The 18,047-nt window shown below is 51.3% G+C and carries 18 protein-coding genes; 2 read left to right on the forward strand and 16 right to left on the reverse strand.

The window, feature by feature from the left end; all coding sequences use genetic code 11:
• Positions 1-49 precede the first annotated feature (49 nt).
• From SD71_RS02975 to SD71_RS03040, 14 genes are all read right to left on the reverse strand, one after another.
• The gene (locus tag SD71_RS02975) at positions 50-1,333 is read right to left on the reverse strand and encodes an ArsB/NhaD family transporter (protein ID WP_041059218.1); all 1,284 of its coding nucleotides are present in this window, start codon (positions 1,331-1,333) and stop codon (positions 50-52) included.
• 58 nt (positions 1,334-1,391) lie between these two features.
• Positions 1,392-2,054, reverse strand: coding sequence for a class II aldolase/adducin family protein (locus tag SD71_RS02980; RefSeq protein ID WP_041059220.1), 663 nt, complete (start codon positions 2,052-2,054; stop codon positions 1,392-1,394).
• An 82-nt stretch (positions 2,055-2,136) separates the two neighbouring features.
• On the reverse strand, positions 2,137-3,411 hold the full coding sequence (locus SD71_RS02985) for a TRAP transporter large permease (protein ID WP_041059223.1): 1,275 nt from the start codon (positions 3,409-3,411) through the stop codon (positions 2,137-2,139).
• Entirely contained in the window at positions 3,411-3,935 is a 525-nt protein-coding gene (locus SD71_RS02990; protein WP_041059227.1) for a TRAP transporter small permease, read from the reverse strand. Before SD71_RS02990 ends, SD71_RS02985 begins: the two co-directional genes overlap by 1 nt.
• Before the next feature lie 112 nt (positions 3,936-4,047).
• A complete protein-coding gene (locus SD71_RS02995; RefSeq protein ID WP_041059230.1) occupies positions 4,048-5,082 on the reverse strand; it encodes a TRAP transporter substrate-binding protein in 1,035 nt (344 codons plus the stop codon).
• A 102-nt stretch (positions 5,083-5,184) separates the two neighbouring features.
• Positions 5,185-6,240, reverse strand: coding sequence for a zinc-dependent alcohol dehydrogenase (locus tag SD71_RS03000; protein ID WP_235426964.1), 1,056 nt, complete (start codon positions 6,238-6,240; stop codon positions 5,185-5,187).
• Positions 6,241-6,249: 9 nt separating this feature from the next.
• Complete coding sequence (locus SD71_RS03005; RefSeq protein ID WP_041059235.1) at positions 6,250-6,900, reverse strand: GntR family transcriptional regulator; 651 nt, start codon at positions 6,898-6,900, stop codon at positions 6,250-6,252.
• A 30-nt stretch (positions 6,901-6,930) separates the two neighbouring features.
• Complete coding sequence (locus SD71_RS03010) at positions 6,931-8,295, reverse strand: four-carbon acid sugar kinase family protein (protein WP_041059237.1); 1,365 nt, start codon at positions 8,293-8,295, stop codon at positions 6,931-6,933.
• Positions 8,296-8,318: 23 nt separating this feature from the next.
• The gene (locus SD71_RS03015; RefSeq protein ID WP_041059238.1) at positions 8,319-9,581 is read right to left on the reverse strand and encodes a ribulose-bisphosphate carboxylase large subunit family protein; all 1,263 of its coding nucleotides are present in this window, start codon (positions 9,579-9,581) and stop codon (positions 8,319-8,321) included.
• 237 nt (positions 9,582-9,818) lie between these two features.
• Positions 9,819-10,907 (reverse strand): LLM class flavin-dependent oxidoreductase, encoded by a 1,089-nt coding sequence (locus SD71_RS03020; RefSeq protein WP_041059240.1) that lies wholly within the window; start codon positions 10,905-10,907, stop codon positions 9,819-9,821.
• A 133-nt stretch (positions 10,908-11,040) separates the two neighbouring features.
• Positions 11,041-11,697 (reverse strand): FMN-dependent NADH-azoreductase, encoded by a 657-nt coding sequence (locus SD71_RS03025; protein ID WP_041059242.1) that lies wholly within the window; start codon positions 11,695-11,697, stop codon positions 11,041-11,043.
• Between the two features lie 227 nt (positions 11,698-11,924).
• Entirely contained in the window at positions 11,925-13,097 is a 1,173-nt protein-coding gene (locus SD71_RS03030; protein ID WP_041059245.1) for a YbfB/YjiJ family MFS transporter, read from the reverse strand.
• A gap of 19 nt (positions 13,098-13,116) precedes the next feature.
• Complete coding sequence (locus SD71_RS03035) at positions 13,117-13,797, reverse strand: LrgB family protein (protein WP_041059249.1); 681 nt, start codon at positions 13,795-13,797, stop codon at positions 13,117-13,119.
• On the reverse strand, positions 13,794-14,165 hold the full coding sequence (locus SD71_RS03040) for a CidA/LrgA family holin-like protein (protein WP_041059252.1): 372 nt from the start codon (positions 14,163-14,165) through the stop codon (positions 13,794-13,796). Before SD71_RS03040 ends, SD71_RS03035 begins: the two co-directional genes overlap by 4 nt.
• Positions 14,166-14,298: 133 nt before the next feature.
• On the opposite strand from SD71_RS03040, the gene SD71_RS03045 reads away from it, so the two are divergent.
• Positions 14,299-15,192 carry a LysR family transcriptional regulator gene (locus SD71_RS03045; protein WP_041059254.1) on the forward strand — a complete coding sequence of 298 codons (894 nt, stop codon included), beginning with the start codon at positions 14,299-14,301 and terminating at the stop codon, positions 15,190-15,192.
• A gap of 5 nt (positions 15,193-15,197) precedes the next feature.
• On the opposite strand, the gene SD71_RS03050 is transcribed toward SD71_RS03045, so the two are convergent.
• Positions 15,198-16,637: a nicotinate phosphoribosyltransferase gene (locus tag SD71_RS03050; protein WP_041059257.1), complete on the reverse strand. Its 1,440-nt coding sequence runs from the start codon at positions 16,635-16,637 to the stop codon at positions 15,198-15,200.
• Between the two features lie 187 nt (positions 16,638-16,824).
• On the opposite strand from SD71_RS03050, the gene SD71_RS03055 reads away from it, so the two are divergent.
• Entirely contained in the window at positions 16,825-17,214 is a 390-nt protein-coding gene (locus SD71_RS03055; protein ID WP_200889547.1) for a hotdog fold thioesterase, read from the forward strand.
• 309 nt (positions 17,215-17,523) lie between these two features.
• Here the strand turns inward: SD71_RS03055 and SD71_RS03060 are convergent, their stop codons facing one another.
• Positions 17,524-18,021: a GNAT family N-acetyltransferase gene (locus SD71_RS03060; RefSeq protein ID WP_041059260.1), complete on the reverse strand. Its 498-nt coding sequence runs from the start codon at positions 18,019-18,021 to the stop codon at positions 17,524-17,526.
• Positions 18,022-18,047 lie beyond the last annotated feature (26 nt).

The raw sequence follows: 18,047 nt of genomic DNA on the forward strand, positions 1-18,047 counted from the left end.
AAAAAAGCCGGTCTATCAGACCGACTTAACCAAATACATTAACAATTAATCACATCAGATACCTTAAATAGATATAGATGCTCGACAGGACGATGGATATGAGCATTAACGGAAACCCGTACTTGAGGAACTTAACGAACGTAATCGGGTATCCCTCTTTGGCGGACAGGCCGGCTGTGACCAGATTCGCACTCGCGCCGATCAGCGTTCCGTTGCCTCCCAGACAAGCTCCGAGAGCGAGACTCCACCATAGCGGCTCCAGGTTGCTCACGCCCATGTTGCCCATTTCCTGAATCAGAGGAATCATCGTCGCCACAAAAGGGATGTTGTCCATGAATGCGGAGGCGATAGCGCTCATCCAGAGAATAAGCATCGAAGTTGCGACAAGGTTTCCGCCTGTCAGATCGATCGCTTGGACCGCTAAATCTCGGATAATACCGGTATCCACCAATGCTCCCACAAGTGTAAACAGACCTATGAAGAAGAAAATGGTGGTCCACTCTACTCGGGTCAACGCTTCCTCCATTGTATGCTCGCCTGAGAGCAGCAAGAGCAGGAACGCGCCTGTAAGAGCAACGACAGAGGACTCGACATGCAGCACCTGATGCAGGAAAAAGCCTGCGATGGTCAATGCCAAAATAACCAAGCAGCGGATAAGCAGCGGACGGTCGGTAATTAAACCGCTCTGCTCCATTTCCATGATGCCCCGCTTATTTTCCTCGTTTGTTTGCAGCTTTTTGCGAAACAGCAAAATGAAAAACGGAATATGGGCAGCCATGACCACAATTACAATGGGAGTCAAATTGTTGATGAAAGCCATAAACGTCAGCTCTTTCACTGCGCTGCCGATCATAATGTTCGGCGGATCTCCGATGAGTGTCGCTGTTCCGCCTATGTTGGAAGCCACAATTTGCGTAAATAAAAAGGGAAAAGGCTGTACCTTTAACTGACGGGCAAGGCTGAACGTTATGGGAACGATTAGCAGCACCGTGGTCACATTGTCCAGGAATGCCGAGACGACTGCAGTGATGACCGCCAATGAAACCATGATCCTCACCGGCTCGCCTTTGGCTCTTTTGGCAGCTGCAACGGCTATGTAACTGAAAAGGCCTGTTTTCGCGATGACATTCACGATGATCATCATCCCGATCAACAGTCCCAGCGTGTTGAAATCGATATGATGCTCGACGGCCGATTCCACATCAACAATACCCAATATAACGACCAACAGCGCGCCCAGCATCGCCAAGATCGTACGGTGAACCTTTTCCGCAATAATCATTCCGTAGGTGAACAAAAAGACGGCCAACGCCAACCAAGCCTGCTGTTCCATAGGTCCTCCTCGCGTAAAGCGTGCTATCAGGATTTGTCTCTCTTATAAGAAGTATAACTTATATGTTCCAATTTCTTCTCGGTTTGTAGCCGGCTCTATCAAGAAAATCACGTTCCTTTTCCACGGATAGACCAGAAATAGGGATATTGGCAGACTTCGATACGATTAGCATTTTACAGGCCATTTCTAATGTTTGCAGTGCCATACGCGCTTCTTTGATGGAAGTATCGTATACGAGAACGCCGTGATTTTCAAGCAGCAGGATGTTTGCCGATTTCGCTTTCTCGCGCACACCTTCGCCAAGCGCCTCGCTGCCCGGATGATAGTACGGCACTCGTTCTACCTTTTCGAGATAATACATCGTCTCAACGAACCAGTTCGTTGGGATTTCGATCTTGGAGCTGGCAACCAACGTGCTGTAAAACGGGGATGCATGCAAAACGGCACCGATTTCCGGCCGGTTCTCGTAAACAGCTTTATGCATCGGCGTTTCCTTGGAAGGTTTCCGAGCTGCCGAGCCATACGACTTGCCGTCCAGATCGCATTCAATCAGATCTTCATCGTCCAGTTCACCTAGAAATGTGCCGCTTGCGGTAATAAGATAGCGATCCCCTTCCGTGCGGGCGCTGATATTTCCGGCATTTCCCCAAGCAAGCTCGTATTCCATCATATACTTTCCGGTATGCTGCAGCTCTTTCCGAACGGTCTCTATATTAGGCATATTTTATTTTTCCTCCGTTCTGTGATGGGCCCCGACAAACGGAAAGGCCGCATCGCGGCCATCCGTAGCAGAACAAAGTCTCTTATTTTAGAAGGTTCGGAAGAAACATAGTGATTTGCGGGATATAAGTGATGAGCAATAAGGTAAGCAGGAGTACCAGATAAAAAGGTAACATCCCTCTTGTGATCTGCAGCAGGTTGATTTTCGCAAGTGAAGACGAGATGAACAAATTGATCCCGAGCGGCGGCGTACACATACCCAGCGCCAGGTTGACGATCATAATGATCCCGAAGTGAACCGGATCGATTCCTAGAGCTACCGCAACAGGCACAAGCAGCGGCGCCAAAATAATGATCGAAGCATTGGTTTCCATGAACATCCCTACAACCAGCAAGAACAAATTGACGAGAAGCAGGAACACCATCGGGTTGTCGGATATGCCCATGAAGAAGTTTGCAACATCCTGCGGGATGCCTTCACGCGTTAAGATCCAACCGAACAAACCGGCACTGGCAAGGATGAACATGATGGCCGAGGTTGTGACAACGGATGAGGTCAAAATATTCATGATTTGCGTAATTTTGATTTCCCGATAGATCAGCATGCCGACGATAATGGCGTAAGCCACCGCTACTCCGGCTGCTTCAGTAGGTGTGAAGAAACCTCCGTAGATCCCGCCTAGAATGATAATCGGCATAAGCAGTGCAAAGAAAGAGTCCTTGAATGTCTTCCACAATTCTGCTCCGGATTTGCGTGTTTCTTTGGCATAGCCGCGCTTCTTAGCGATGATAAACACCGTAATGATCAAAGATAATCCGATTAATACGCCAGGTATGAAGCCCGCCATAAACAGATCGCCGATCGACGTTTCCGTTGATATCCCGTACAGGATGAGCGGAATACTAGGCGGAATGATAACACCGAGTTCGCCGGAAGCTGATTGAACCGCACCGGCAAAATTGCGATGATAGCCGCGGGCGATCATGGCCGGAATCAAGATACTGCCCAAGGCTGCAGTCGTTGCTGCGCTGGATCCCGAGATCGCCGCGAAGAACATCGATGTAACGACCGTAACGATTGCCAATCCGCCGGAAAAGTGACCGGTCAGCGCATTGGCAAATGCAACGAGTCTCTTGGAAATGCCGCCGTACTCCATGAGTATACCTGCCAGGACGAAGAACGGAATCGACATAAGCGGGAATGAATCGAGCGAAGTGAAAGAACGCTGCACTAATACGATGAGCGGTGTTCCGCCATCCCACCAAATCGCAACAGCTGCTGCGAGGCCCATCGAGATTGCAATAGGCACCCCAAGTGCAAACAACAATAGGAGAACTCCGAAAAGTATGATACCCATTACAGCTGTTCCCCCGCTTTCAGTGCTTCCGCAACTTCAGATGTTTCAATATCATCTTTAGTCAGAAAGTCAATAATGACGGCGATAGCGTTGACAATCATCAGTGCGGCGCCGATTGGAATGGCCATATAGGCATAATCCATTTCAAGGCCGAGACTCGGCGAATGCTGCCTTTTTACGATTTCAAGCATATCCATACCTTTTACGAGTAAAAGAATGAAAAATACAATGGAGATCAGCATAACCAAAACTCTCAGAAACTTGCGCACCTTCGGTTTCACTGTCTCAAGCAGGACCTCGATTGCGATCATTCTGTGATTGCGCAGAGCTAGAGGAGCGCCCAGAAACACTGTGTATACCATCAAATATCTTGCAGCTTCCTCAGACCAAGTCAGCGGGTTCTCTAGTACGAATCTGCAGATTACTTGAACGACAATCAGAATAGACATCGCGCCTAACATCAGGCCTACCAAGATGCCCACCAACTTGTTCAAGAAGTCTATTCCTTTCATAACTGGCTGCATGCCGGTTATCCTCCTCTGGCGACGTAAATTACGTCCCGGTTGGTAAAACAGGAAGGCCGGTGTCCGCATGAAGACAGTCCCGCGAGCACCGGCCTTCCATTACATTCTTTGCTTATTTTGTATTTATGATGCTGTCATACAGCTCCTGGCCGTATTTCTTGGCAAATTCGGCATGAACCGTTTTTGCTTTCTCGGCAAATGGCGCAGTATCCAGTTCTACAACTTCCATGCCGGAATCCTTAAGCGTCTTCAGCAATTCTTCTTCGTTTTTAGCTACCAGATCATTTTCGAATTGAGTTGCCTCTTTAGCTGCTTCCTCTACCGCCTTCTGTTGATCCGGGGAGAGCTTTTGATACGTCATATCGCTCATCGTCAACAACACGTAACCGTATACATGATTGGTAAGCATCAGGTGTGATTGAACTTCTTGGATTTTATTGCTGGCGATTAGAGCAAATGGATTTTCTTGTGCGTCGATTACGCCGGTTTGCAGGGATGAATAAACTTCGCCGAACGCCATCGGCGTCGGGGAAGCGCCCATCGCTTTCCATGCGGCAATGGAAGCGGGAATTTCAGGTACACGGATTTTTAAACCTTTCAGGTCTTCGACTTTTTCGATTTTTTTGTTAGCCGTCAATTCGCGAGGACCTCTGACCCAGAACTCAAGGCCGCGAACCTGTGCGTTATCCAGCAGATCTTTTTTCAACTTCGTACCTACATCACCGTAGAGCACTTTTTCCAGATGGTCTTTGTCACGGAACAAGTAAGGGAGCTCCAGAATCGAGTAAGGCTCATAGAAGTTGGATAGAACGCCGGCTACGAGTGCAAAATCAACGGAACCCATCTGCATGCCTTCAATCATGTCGCGGTCGTTACCAAGCGTGGAACTCGGATACACTTCAACCGTAACGCTGCCGTTGGACTTCTCTTTCACTAATTCAGCGAATTTCAATGCGCCTTTGTGCCAAGCATCGGATTCGCCTGTAATATGGCCGAGACGCAAAGTTACGTTCTTGCCCGTTCCGCCGGACGCAGCGGAACCGCCAGGTGCTGCGGAAGAACCGTTGTCTGGTTTACTGCTTCCACACGCGGCAACGCTTACAGCAAGCAATGCAGTCATGACTACACCGGTAATTTTCTTAAACATAGATAAAGCCTCCTAATTGGTTGTGTGCTCATTTATCTCCCAAAGGCCTGGCCGGCTTCTCAGCGCAGCGGCTTGAAGCCGGAACCATCCTCAGTGGACAGGTTATTCAAACGTGACGAGGACCTTAAGCGAAGAATCTTCTTTCTTGTCTACGAGCCGGAAGCCTTCAGCCGCTTGCTCGTACGGAAGTCTATGGGTAATGATGATGTCTTCTTTCACTGCTCCCGCAGCAATCAGATCAATGGCGGTGATTGTGTCTTCGCGGTTATAGGTCATGCAGCCTACAATCTCTTTCTCCTGATTTTGCAGGTTGTGAATATCGAATGTCTGATCGCCGTGGAACATAGCGATTGTAACAATACGTCCGCCCTTACGCAGCAGTTTAAGAGATTGATCGATAATGCCGGGAACCCCCGCAGCTACGAGCACCTTATCGAATGTTCCGCCGATCAGCGCATTGGCTTCCTCTGTCCAATCCGGCTTGTTCATGATGTTCAGGGTGTGAGTCGCACCCATCTTCAGGGCGCTTTCCAGCGCATAATCCATTACATCAGTAACCAGCAGAGTCGTTGCGCCCGCTGCTTTAGCCGCCGCCATCGCAAGCAGGCCGATTGGTCCGGCGCCTAGAATTGCGACTTTGTCCCCGACTTGAATGCCGGCTTTGCGTACAGCATGAACGCCGACCGCAAAAGGCTCAACCAAAGCTCCCTGCTCGAAGTCCATTCCGTCCGGTAATTTGAATACCGTTTGTTCGGGCGTGGCGAAATACTCGGCCATTGTGCCGAACCACCCGCCGATACCGGGAGCACCGCGTTTTTCACAGTAATTGACCTTTCCGGACAAGCAGTATTCGCAGCTGCCGCATCCGGTTTGCGGTTCTACGGTTACCCGATCGCCAGGCTGAAACCGGGTGACGGATTGCCCCACTTTAACGACTTCACCGGAAATCTCATGGCCGATAATGACCGGCGGCTTCCGGAAAGGATGGAGTCCTTTGTAAGTATGGAGATCCGATCCGCAAATACCGGCAATTTTGACCTTGATCAACACGTCATTCGCTTTCAGTTCCGGTATCTCTACATCCTTGACGATGACTTTGTAGGCATCCTCTACATAAACGGCTTTCACTTGTTGTTCCTCTCCCATCTGTCTTTTCAAGCTGAGTCTCTATATAAAGAGCTTGGTCTTCGCCTGTTGAAGATGCTGCCGCATCCTCTCAATGCATTCCTTGCTGCCTTGCTTCAAAAGATTAAAAAACTCGATGTGATCCTGCAGGAATACTTGCATTCTGCGAGGGTCTTTCCGCAGGTGTCTCAGGGTAATTCGCAGCAAATGATCCTGGTAGTTCAGCAGAACGCGATAGATTTCCTGGTTGCCGGTGAACTTGCAGATCAATAAATGAAAAGCATGATCCGCTTTCGCGAAAGCCTTCACATCCAGCCGCTTCACGACCTCGGCCGTTTCATCAAGATTTTCTTGAAGCAGTGCCGTTTGTTCCTCCGTTAACCGGCCGAGCACTTGCCCGACATTAAACGTTTCAAGCGCGGTCCTGAGGTCGTAGATGTCAATGATGCGATTGATCGCCAGATCGTTGATGATGATCCCTTGCTTGGAGAAGACCGTAACGAATCCTTCGGCTTCAAGACGGGTAAGCGCTGATTTGATCGGGGTTTTGCTCATGTCCAGCAGCTCGATCAGTTCGCGTTCCGATAAGAATCGCCCCGGCTCGAACCTCTCGTCGAGAATCCGTTCCTTTATCTGCTCGTAGGCAATATCTTTCAGCAAAGGCGCCGACCCCGAAACTTTAGATTCGTTCACGTTCCAATCCCCTTCTCTCTCGATTGCACATCATTCCGATGCAGCGTCCCGTACTCTGGCGAAATAATCGGGACTGCCGAATTGTCCGCCCTTTAAGGCAAGCTCGATGCCATCCATGCTTCTTTCGTCGGAGTATACCTTGCATAGAGGTGCGCCAGGCGAAATGGGCAGAAGCATTTCCAACCCGTAAATGCCCATTTCGCTGGTCACGAACCCCGAGGTATCCCCGCCCGCGATCACCACTCTTCGCAGATCCGCTTCCCGCATGATGTACTTCGTCCAGCGTCCCAGCTGCCGGCCGATAAATTCACCGGACCGGGAGCCGTCAAAGCCTTTGGCTGCAAATGCCGACCTTGTCGCCGCAATCGCTTCGTCGTCAGGTCCCAACGCCGTATAGAGAACGACGCTTTCGCCTTCATTCAGTAAGCGGATGGCTTGCTCCAGCATCTGTTCGGGCAGGCAGTCTGCATTCACAAGAGACTCGACCGGAATGCGGATGCCATGGAATCCCTGTGCAATCGCCGTTTCGATTTGCCGCTGGCTCACCGGTGACGCGCTGCCGGATACGGCTAAGATGCGGTTGGCCGGCTCGATGCCCGTTGTACGCGCAATTTGTACCGGAGAAGTCTCTGCCTTTTCCCAAAATGCCGTTAACGCATATTCCACACCGGACGAGCCCACAACAAATTGAGGGCATTCAGCTGCAGTTTCCCAGATTAATTGGCCGCTAACCGCAAGTCTATCTTGATCCAGCACATCGAACAGGAGCACCGATGGCTTGTCATTCAGCTTCTGCCGGAAACGATCGGCCACCGACTCCGGTTTACCTTCGAGCTCAATAATACTCATTAAGGCAACCTCTTCACCCAGCTGCTTGTTCAGATGCAGCCGCAGATCCGCTTCGGCCATCGGTGTAACCGGATGACGGGACATCACCGGGTGACGGTCCAAGCGATAGACCTGCCCATCCATACGGGCGAAATGCTGGCCGAACACAGTGTATCTTCCCAGTGCAGGAGCTCCGACAAGAAGCGGCACCGTCTCCTGGCCCTTAAAGAAGGGGCGGGATACCCGGATGGCTTCGCCGATGCTGCCGAATTCAGGCGAAGAATCGAACGTCGAACATACTTTGTAGTGGACAATCGGCGCTCCGATGCTTGATAGGCGTTCCATCACCGGAGCCAGCTCCTTTCGCAGCTCGGCAGGCGCTTTGGCCCGGCTGGTGCCGGCGACACCGACGCACCGAATCCCGTCAAACCGCTGCAGCATGTCCGGCGTAGGCGCTTCCAGGAACAGCACCGTTCGATAACCGCTGAGGGTCAATGCTTCCATCGCATCGGTCGATCCTGTAAAGTCATCGCCGTAAAAGGCGAGAAGAAGCTGATTATCTTCCATTCTGTGGTGTCCTCCCGCCTAGATTACTTGTTGCCGAAAACGCGAATCGCTTCTTGAAGCTCCGGGCGTGACTCGGCATAACTGTTCAAATCGATGCCTTGCACCGCAGCTTCCCAGCCTTGCTGCATACTGCGAACGCCTTGAGCGCTGCCGCCCGGATGGGCCAAAATGCCTCCGCCGGCTAAATGGATCACATCCAGGGAACGAACCGCCTTGTACGTAGGAATGGCGCTTCCTGCCCATTGCGCCGAGGAAATGACCGGCATAACGGTATATCCGCCTAACATAGGAGTGAGGCAATCCTTAATGGATTGCGTTACGGATTCATTGCTTTCCGTAAATTTGCTGTCCAGTCCGTTGGTGTGCAGATGGTCTACCCCGGCCATGCGATACAGCTTCTGGTAAGCGGTGAAGCTCATACCAAGCAGCGGAGACCGGGTCATAGCTCCCCATTGATTGCGGTGTCCATGAATCGGCAATTCAGTATACTCGCGAAGATAAGCGACTCCGGGCAATCCGATACTGTTTACGCTGACCATCACACAAGTTCCGCCTGCGTTCAGCACGGTATCGTGATTTCGTTTCATTTCATCGATCTCGCCGGTAATGTTAAACGCATACATCAACTTCTTGCCTGAGCGGTCCGCCGCTCTTTCAATCTCTTCCATCACAACCCGCACACGCTGCTCGAAAGGCGCGGCCGGCGGGTTGGCGCACAGCTCGTCGTCCTTGATGAAGTCGAGACCGGCGTCCGCCAGATCTCTTACCAGAGGACCGTAGTCGGCCGGCGGCAATCCGATGCTCGGTTTGACGATTGTGCCGATCAGCGGCCGGTTATAGACGCCTGCCAGTTTGCGTGTGCCTTCAATGCCGAACTTGGGACCCTTATAGCGGGCGGCAAAAGCCTCAGGCAGTTCAAGGTCCACGAGCCGCAGTCCGGAAAACTCTCGCAGCTCATATAAATTGCCTGCAACTGTGGACAGTAGATTCGGCAGCGAAGGACCGAAGTTATGGAGCGGAAAAGAGAGCTTTACGCGTGCTCTGCGATACACCGGCTTGACCATCCCAGGCGCTAGGTAAACGCCCGGCAGCGAGGGTGAATCCACAGCGTCCAATTCTTCTATACTGACAACTTGCGCGGCATGGCGCGCTTTCAGCTCCGGCGTTTCCCCGGGAACTGCGATAAAGGTGCCGGTCGATTGCTCGCCGGCCATCACTTCAGCGGCCTTTTCCAAAGGGTATGGCGTCTCAATAAGATAAGTCGCATATACTCGCTGGTCTGTCATCGTTAAGACATCCCCTTTCGCATTGCTGTAGCATTGCGATTTATGACAATCGGGAGGAACTCCATTACTGTTAGATCTATCTTAGATCTATGATAGATCTATTTGATATCTATCTTATGGGGAGCGCTTTCAATTGTCAACAGCAATTTCATCTTTTGTCGGCAAACTTCGACATGATAAAAAAGAAGCCTAATCCGTTTCTATAACGGTTGGCTTCTTTCATAGTAATTTGCTCTATTAACCGTGTGATCGTCCCTTTCGGATCTCGCGTCGGACCACCGGCGCTACCTCGGCTGCCAGCAGATCAATCGCCGCCGCCACCTTGGAGAGCGGCTGCCCGCCGATATCAATCTGGGCGGTGAACCGGTGATGTCCGAATAGCTCATGCTGGTAAAGGATCTTTTCGATGATCTGCTGCGGACTGCCCACCGCTAAAGCGTGATTCGGGCCCGCCATTTGCAGCAGATCATTGCGGGAAAGCTGGAATTCGCGTCCCCGTTCGCGCATGAGTTTGCCGAAGTAGTTCATGTAATAAGGATAGAATTCGGCGGCAGCCTGCTCGGTGGTACTCGCCAAATATCCGTGGCTGGCGACTGCAATTTTGAGTTCCGCAGGGCTATGCCCCGCTTCAGCGCCCGCCTTCTTGTATATGTCGACGAGCGGCTTGAACCGGGCCGGATCGCCGCCGAGCATCGCTATTGTCATTCCCGTTCCCAATGTCCCGGCGCGTGCAGCGCTTTCCGGCGTTCCTCCGACCCCGATCCAAACAGGCATCCGCTGCTGCAAAGGGCGAGGCGCAATCTCCGCATTTGACAGAGCCGATCGATGATGCCCGTTCCAGTTAACCCGCTCTTCTGCTCCCAGTTTCAGAAGCAGCCCGATCTTTTCGCTGAACAGGCCTTCATAGTCATTCAGATCATACCCGAATAACGGAAAAGACTCGACGAACGCACCTCGACCGGCAATGATCTCGGCACGGCCGCTGGAAAGCAAATCCAATGTGGCAAAGTCTTCGAATACCTGGACCGGATCAGCTGTGCTCAGTACCGTGGTCGCGCTAAACAAACGAATTCGCCGCGTTACTTGCGCGATTGCAGCCATGACCACCGCCGGCGAAGAGACAGCGAAGTCCAACCTGTGGTGCTCACCGACGCCGAATACGTCCAGCCCGGCCTCATCCGCTAATTGGGCTGCAGCCACGATCTCCTGCAAACGTTCGTGGGCGTCAATCGCCCGTCCGGTCACCGGATCTCGCGCCAGATCACCGAATGTATACAAGCCAAACTCGAAATCCAATTCCTGGTCTTCGTTTATTGCTCCGGTCATTTTTTTCCCCACCCGAAGTAGAATATACGTTCACTCTATCAGATCACCCGGACACGTCAAGACTGTGCAAGTTGTGCAAGCATAAGAAAAAGGCCCAACAACATGTTGAGCCGCTTGATAAGGTAAATCAGCATTAAACCCGGACAGGATCCTTGGCGAATTCTTTCGCCGATTCCCGAGCACGCGCGATCGCCTTTTCCTTGATTTGATCAGCTTGATCGGGCATCTGTGCCATCCCTTCCACATAGACAGAGTCGACATCGGTAATGCCGATAAATTGGAAAATCGCACGTAAATACCGGTCTCCGAATTCCATGTCTTTGGCCGGGCCTTCGGAATAGACTCCACCTCGCGCCTGAATATGTACGGCTTTTCTATCGGGCAAAAGTCCAACCGGACCGTTCGCAGTGTACTTGAAGGTTTTGCCGGCTATACAGATGCAATCGATATACGCTTTGACTTTGGGCGGAAAGCTGAAATTCCATAGCGGTGTAACGAACACATACTTGTGAGCGGAAATGAACTGATCCGTTAACTCGTTGATCCGGGCCACCTTGGCTTTTTCGTCGGCCGATAATTCCTCGAATCCTTTACCTTGCTGCAGCTTGCCCCATCCGTTGAACACGTCCGTATCGATATGCGGAATTTCCGTTTGATAGAGGTCCAGCTCTACGATTTCGTCCTCAGGTTTCTCTTTGCGGTACGCCTCCAGAAATGCCCGGCCTACGGACAGGCTGTACGACTGTTCATCCGATTTAGGGTTCGCGGTGATGTAAAGTAACTTGGCCACAAAGGTATCCACCTTTCATCAAGTTCAAGATCAATCTGACACTGTGTCCGGAAAAATGTCTCTGCCATACTCGAATACATACTCAGCAGGCTCCACAGGTTGTCGCGCGCTGGAATCGACGCTTTCATTTATCGGTACATCATGCAAAGGAATATCTTGTCCATACACGAACACACGGGTCCCCCCTCATTCTCAGGATGAGGATAGTATCCCTTTATTTTGAAAATTTAATTTCGGCTGACTTTGACCTCACTGAACCGCAGCAAGACGATTGCCATCAATAACATAGTTCCCGACAACAACATAGACAACGAGTACGAGCCTGTGTTCTCAGTTATTGCAGCAGCCGCGATCGGCCCGATAATCTGCCCGATACTGAACGCTGCGGTCATGTTACCGATTGTTCTGGCGCTTTGCCCGGGCGAGGCTTGTTTTCCGATTGTGAGAGCAATTGTGGTAATCCCCATAAAAGTACCGCCGAAAAGAATCGAACCGATCAACGCAGATGTGACCCCGGGAACTAAAGCAGGCAGCATCACACCGGCGGCTTGTGCAAAATAAGCGAGATAGGCTGCTCTTCTGAGGCTCCATCTGTGAGCGGCGGCAGTCCATAGTAATGTCGAAGGAATGGCAGCTAAGCCGACAAGCGTCCAGCTTGCGCTTCCAAGCCAAGATAATGTGGAAACTTCCGCAAAATACACGTTCACGAAAGTACCCATCACAATATAGCCCAGACCTTCAAGTCCATAGGCTAATGTAATGCCCCACAGAGAGAACGGGGAATGAGCTTTCACGGGAAATTGCTGCTGGGGATGAGTTTCGTGTTCGTCTTTTGGAATACCCGATAGCAAGAAAAAAGAGCAGGCGCCGGCTACGATGCTTACCAAACCAAGACCATACCATCCTGCCTGCCAATTGCCGATATGAGCCAGCCAAGGAACGGCGATTCCGGTTAAAGCGATACCGAAGCCTACGCCGGAGTAGAAAATGCCGATTTTGGCCTGCTCTTCGCGGCGGGACAACCAGTCCATGATCAAGCTTGAACTCACGACGAGAATGATCGCGCTGAATACACCGCTTAAACCGCGGAGCATCGACCATGCCCAATGGGACACGGAAACCGCCATTGCGCAGGTCGTCAAAGCACTGGCCAACAGGCACAAGGCGATAACATGAATTCGCTGTCGGTCTCGCCGCAGAGGCAGCCAAGCTGCCGTCAAAGCGCCGATAAAATAACCGATATAATTTAGGGAAGCAAGCATGCCGGCCGAAGTAACGGAAAGACCAAGCTCCTTCTCCATAACAGGCAGCATCGGGGTATAAGCAAATCGTCCGATGCCCATCGCTACCGTGAGCGCAAGCACTCCCCCAAGAAGCGGTTTGTATATTCGGGAACTCATCCGGTCTCTCCTCTGACAATCAGATAAAAAATCCGATGACCAATGATACTGTCATAAAAGTGAAAAAAGCCGTTAGAATCATGGCGATGCTCGAGATCGAGCCGGCTGCCGAACCGAATTCGAATGCTTTGGATGTCCCTGCCGCATGGGCACCGGTGCCGAACAGCACACCTCTGGCTACATCGTTACGGATTCCAAAGAATCGGATGACAAGCGGTCCCAGCACAATGCCGAGCACACCTGTCAAGAGCACGATAACCGCAGTTATAGTCGGTATTCCTCCCGTTATTTTGGACACTGCCATAGCGATTGGAGTTGTGGCTGAACGGGGCGCCAGACTCTCGATCAATCGCGCATCCAAATTTAACGCTTTGGCGATCCACGCAGTAGTAACGATGGCAATCGTCGATCCGAAAAGCACACTGGAGACAATGACGAACGCATGCTTTTTGAGGATCGGCAGATTTTTGTATATAGGCACAGCCAACACAATGGTGGCAGGACCGATCATATCGGTGACCCAATGCGCTCCTGCATCGTACGTGTTATACGGGATGTTTGTCCAGACTAATAAAAGGACGAGAATCGCCGGCGTAACGACCAGCGGAGTAAAATAGATTTTCGGATATTTCTTATAAAACCTTTTCACAAACCCATAAATCGCAATCGTCAATACAAGGCAGACAGCAGGCAGGATCATGATGCGTTCGTCTCCTTCGCTTTAGCCAAATTCTCGGCCATCAGCCCTGTGGCAGCCATTACGACCAATATACTTACGACAACAACGACCAAAATACGCAAGCCGCTGGCTAACATCAAATCTTTATATTGAACGATGCCGACTGCTGACGGAATAAAGAAAAGCAGCATCTCCGCAAGCAGCCATTTGGCGCCCAAATCAATCCATTCGAGCTTGACGACTTTCGTTTGCAGCAGCACGAACAAAACAACGATCCCGACAATGCTTCCAGGTATATTTAAATGGCAGATTTCCATGATCAGATTCATGAGCCACGAGAAAGCAATGAGGAATACGACCTGTGCGGCGCTTTTGAGCCATGTTGACATCTTGCATTCCTCCTTCAAGAGGAACAGTATACAACAATTCCCGTCATGGGTAAAATGAATAGATTGCATGCTTATTATGCCATTTGTCTATAGTTGATGCAGCATGGTGGTGAGATAAGCGGGAGGTGTAAAAGTGGAAATTCGCGATTTGCAGTATGTGGTGGAGTTGGCTCGTTGCGGCAGTTTCACGAGAGCAGCGGAGGAGCTGCATATCACGCAGCCTACACTCAGCAAAATGATCAAAAAGCTGGAGGAGGAGCTCGGCGTTCAGCTCTTTACCCGGGCCGGCAAACGCGTGGAATTGACAGATGCGGGAAACGTCCTTGTGGAGCAGTCGCAGAACATTCTGGACTCCTTTCGCAGCCTTACGTCGGAGCTTGACGATCTCACTAATTTCAACAAAGGCTCAATCCGGATCGGACTGCCTCCGATGGTAGGGGCGAACTTTTTTCCGAAAATCATGAGCCGCTTCCGCGAAAAGTATCCGGGGCTGGTCATTGACTTAGTAGAAGCGGGTTCGAAAAAGGTAGAGGCCGAAGTGGCCGGCGGGCATTTGGATATGGGGGTTGTATTGCTGCCGATCGATGCGGATGTTTTTGATTCGTTTACGATTGTGAAAGAAAAATTAAGGCTGATCGTTCATCCTTCACATCCGTTCGCCGCAAGAGAAGAGGTTGCGTTATCGGAACTTTCCCGCGACTCGTTCATCCTTTTCCGCCAAGAGTTCGCCTTGCATGACAAGATCATCACCGAATGCAGACGGGCGGGGTTCGATCCATTGATTCTGTATGAAAGCTCCCAATGGGATTTCATTGTGGAAATGGTTGCCGCGGACTTAGGAGTCGCCTTGCTTCCGGAGGTCATCTGCAAGACACTGAGGCCCGACCGCGTTCGTGTTCTAAGCTTGGTCGAGCCTGAGATTCTCTGGCATCTCGCGATGGTGTGGCGCAAAAAAAGCTACCTCTCGTTTGCGGCGAGAGAGTGGATTCGATTTACACAGAAAGTATTTGAGCAAACGAACCATTAACGGTGTTAAAATTGATACTTGCGGATCAGTTCCATCTTCAGCTTCCATAGCTCAGCGCTTAGATGCACACGATATCCTTCGGGATTTAACTTGCGAAGATATTCGGGCCAGAACGCTTTCAGCTGATCCTGATGATATTGACGGATCTCTTCGAGCGTCGGCAACTGATACACCAATTCTCCAGCTTTGAAGATCGTCTTCAGGAGAGGAATGGCGTCGTAATCCGTCACTTTCTCTTCTAAGTACGAGTGTACGGGGTCGAACAACCGGATCGATTCGCCGTTCCGTATATCCGTTTCATGCGGCAGCGCCATATAATCGGCTTTCGCTTTGCCGGTCTCCCGTATGATGATACGGTAAATATCCTTCACACCCGGATTGGTTACCTTCTCCGGGTTGGCGGAAATCTTGATAACGGGCTCGTAATACCCGTTTTTCTCGCGTGCGACCAGCTTGTAAACACCGCCAAGCGCAGGCTGATCCGCCGCTGTGATGAGCTGTGTGCCGACACCCCAAACGTCGATGCGCGCGCCTTCTGCCTTTAAGTTAAGGATAATGTTCTCATCCAAGTCGTTGGTGGCGACAATTTTAACATACTCAAACCCTGCATCATCAAGCATCTTCCGCGCTTTCTTCGACAGATAAGCCAGATCGCCGCTGTCCAGACGGATCGCGTTCATTCGCTTGCCGCGGGCTTCAAGCTCCCTGCCGATACGGATTGCGTTAGGCACTCCGCTCTTCAAGGTGTCATAGGTGTCCACCAAAAGCGTCACTTGATCGGGAAGCACTTCTGCATATTTGCGGAAAGCTTCCTCTTCCGAATCATTGATCTGCACCCATGCATGTGCATGCGTCCCGGACACGGGGATGTCGAACATCTTGCCCACCCGCAGGTTGGAGGTTGCATCAAACCCCGCAACATACGCAGCTCTGGCTCCCCAAACAGCCGCATCCGCTTCTTGCGCGCGCCGCGTTCCGAATTCCAGCAGTGTATCGTTCGGAGCCACCTGCTTCACCCGCGCGGCCTTCGTTGCAACCAGCGTCTGGTAGTTTACGAAGTTAAGGATCGCCGTTTCGAGAAGCTGCACTTCGAAAATGCGCCCCTGAACACGAAGGATCGGCTCATTCGGAAATACGACGGTCCCCTCCGGTACGGCATGGATGTCGCCGCTGAACCGGTATCCCCGCAGCGCGTCCAGAAACTCTTCCGGATAATTCTCCTCTTGTGTCCGAAGATATGCGATATCTTCTTCAGTGAAGTGGAGCTGCTCGATATAGCGAATAACGCGCTCAAGTCCTGCGGCCACCGCGAAGCCGTTGCCGAACGGCAGCTTCCTGAAATAAACGTCAAATACGGCCCGCTGGCTATCCGTACCCTGCGCCCAATGAACATACATCATGTTTATCTGGTACTTATCCGTATGTAATGCCAGTTGCTCGTTCATCTTCTTTTCTCCTTCGCCGATCCGTGCACTATATATCTTGTCCAAGCGTGCAATAAACCTTATTCTAGAACCAAACAGCATTCCTTAATTAGTCATTATAACAAATTGAAAGAGGTTGATGAGCGTGATCGTGTCAAACGAGGTTTTGAGTGCCTATCGGATGGAAAAGCCGGCTTTTATCCAGCACATGAATGAGATAAAAAAAGACACTGCGATGGAAGCTCTGGATATCGAATACGTAGAGTTGTCTCTTGACCGCGTCGTGCTGCAGATGCCGGTCGGTCCCAAAACGCGTCAATATGCAGGCATTCTGCACGGTGGCGCCTCGGTGCTGTTGGCTGAAACAGCGGCATCCCTGGCTGCGGCGCTCAATGTCGATCTGCAAAAGTACGCTGCGGTAGGCCTTGAAATCAACGCGAATCACCTAAGAAGCAAAAGCGGCGGCATGGTAACCGCTGTAGCAACTCCGCTTCACAAGGGCCGCAGAACGATGGTCTGGGAGGTCAAAATTTCCGACGAAGAGGACAAACTCGTCTGCATCTCCCGCTGCACCGTCGCGATTGTGGAGAAAGGCTGAACACATGGGCATCTCATGAAATGAATCATCGCCTGCGCTCACCTGTACCCAGTATTGAACCTATACCCGAACTATCGAAATTGCACCCAACTATCGCACCTATACCCAACCTTCGCACCTGTACACCAACGCTTAGCAGGCCTAGCGCCCGCTATTTGTATCTGGACTAACTAACACTTCGTTAATCCGATGCGTGCCCGCTGGACTAAACAAAAAACGATGAAAAACATTGTTACACGGTGCGGTAAATGCTGCCTAAAAAATAAAACCGCCCAGTCCCAAAGGACTGAGCGGTGTGCTTAACACGTTTTACCGGAGCATCCCGCGATAGATACCCGGTGACGATCCGGGGATCTCAACAGCGCCGACGAGTTTGGCATAGAAGTCTGCTGGTCCTGCTGAGCCGATGATTCCATACGCGTAGCCTTCCGCTCGCATCGCATGCAGCGCTGCTATAAGCAGTTCCTTACCGACGCCCAATCCGCGAGCCTCAGGGTCGACCCCTGTCGGTCCGAAAAAAGCTTTGGCTGTCGCGTCATAGCAGGCAAACCCGATCATTTTGCGCGTGTTATTACCATCAGCGTCGGCCCGTGGGGCCGTTGCTATGTAACAGGACACCGGCTGTCGGGAGAATGCCGCTTCACATTCGCTTGCCCAATGGGAGTTGAAAGTGGAGCGCACCCACTCCACAACCACATGTTTCTCCGGTGGTATGGCCAGACGCACCTCAATTCCGGCATTTTGCAAACTCGGCAGCAAGGCCTCTCTTTCCGGCAAATCATAGAGCTTCACCAGCATATCAGACATCGCGCGTTTCCCCCTCTTAGAAAATG

Origin of the sequence: Cohnella kolymensis (genome assembly GCF_000829465.1) — a bacterium.
In the GTDB taxonomy this organism is placed as follows: Bacteria; Bacillota; Bacilli; order Paenibacillales; family Paenibacillaceae; genus Cohnella; species Cohnella kolymensis.